Here is a 1362-nt window from a genome sequence, read left to right as displayed (position 1 = left end):
CCGTCACCACCCCCCACGCCCCCACCAGGGATCTGCCGGCCTTGGCCCGCACCGCCGATATCCTTGTCGCGGCCGTCGGCAGGCCGGAGATGATCAGGGGTGATTGGGTGAAGCCAGGCGCCACCGTCATCGATGTCGGCATCAACCGCATCCCGGCGCCGGAAAAGGGCGAGGGCAAGTCCCGCCTCGTCGGCGATGTCGCCTATGCCGAAGCGGCCAGGGCCGCCAGCGCCATCACACCGGTGCCCGGCGGTGTCGGCCCCATGACCATTGCCATGCTGATGGCCAATACGTTAGCCTCCGCCTACCTTTCGGCCGGATTGAAACGGCCGTCCTTCTGACCCGCCAGAAAGCTGCAGCTTTGCCGAACCCCAGTGTTCCCTCAGAACGGCCGGTCATGACTGACCCCGTTCAAGGCGGCCGGCAGTTCGCATTCCTGCTGGTAGACAAGTTCTCCATGTTCTCGCTGGCTGCCGCGATCGATACGTTCCGGTCGGCGAACCGGTTGCTTGGCCGCGACTTCTACGGTTGGACCACGGTGTCGGCCGATGGCGATCCGGTGATGGCTTCCAATGGCCTGCCGCTCAAGATCGACTACGCCGTTGCCGACCTGCCGCCGGTCGATATCCTTTTCGTCTCGGTCGGGCTGACGACCGAATTCCCCGGCAAGAGCAAGGTGCTGGCGGCTTTGCGAAGCTGGGGCCGGCGCGGCAATGCGCTGGGTGCCCTGTCGGTCGGGTCCTACCTGCTGGCCGAGGCCGGCCAGCTCGAAGGCTATCGCTGCACCATCCATTGGGAAAACCGCGCCGGCTTCGTCGAGCGATTCCCCGACATCAACTGCACCGGCAACGTCTTCGAGATCGATCGCAAGCGCTACACCTGTGCCGGCGGCACCACTTCGATCGACCTGATGCTGGAGATCGTGCGCGGCGATTTCGGCTCGAACCTGGCCAATGGCGTCGCCAACCAGTTCCAGCACGAACGCATCCGCTCGGCCGGCGACCGTCAGCGCGTCGGACCCGAACGCGACCTGACCGGCAAGTCGGAGAAGCTCAGGCGCATCGTCGAACTGATGGCCGACCACCTCGACGAGCCGCTGTCGGCGGTACAGCTGGCCAAATCCGCCGGCCTTTCGGTGCGCCAGGTCGAGCGCCTGTTCCTGCGCCATCTCAGCGTCACGCCCGGCCGTTACTATATGCGATTGCGGCTGGAGCGGGCGCGCGAACTGCTGCGCCAGACCAACATGCCGATCCTCGACGTGGCGATCGCGACGGGCTTCACCTCGCATTCCTACTTCGCCCAGAGCTACCGGCTGCAATTCGGCAGGCCGCCTTCGGAAGAACGCCGCACGACTTACTAAGC

At 65.5% G+C, this 1362-nt stretch carries 1 protein-coding gene and 1 pseudogene; both read left to right on the top strand.

The window, feature by feature from the left end:
• A pseudogene (locus EN994_RS31690) lies at positions 1-341 on the top strand (bifunctional methylenetetrahydrofolate dehydrogenase/methenyltetrahydrofolate cyclohydrolase); the annotation flags it as partial.
• Between the two features lie 56 nt (positions 342-397).
• Positions 398-1360 carry a GlxA family transcriptional regulator gene (locus EN994_RS31685; RefSeq protein ID WP_013530232.1) on the top strand — a complete coding sequence of 321 codons (963 nt, stop codon included), beginning with the start codon at positions 398-400 and terminating at the stop codon, positions 1358-1360.
• The last annotated feature ends 2 nt before the right edge of the window (positions 1361-1362 follow it).

It is taken from the genome of Mesorhizobium sp. M7A.F.Ca.CA.002.09.1.1, from assembly GCF_003998555.1.
GTDB lineage: Bacteria > Pseudomonadota > Alphaproteobacteria > Rhizobiales > Rhizobiaceae > Mesorhizobium > Mesorhizobium ciceri.
This window is presented reverse-complemented; position numbering and strand designations above follow the sequence as displayed.

Excerpts from the sequence above, each read along its gene's own strand:
- EN994_RS31685 (WP_013530232.1), top strand. The coding sequence starts at position 398 with ATGACTGACCCCGTTCAAGGCGGCCGGCAGTTCGCATTCCTGCTGGTA.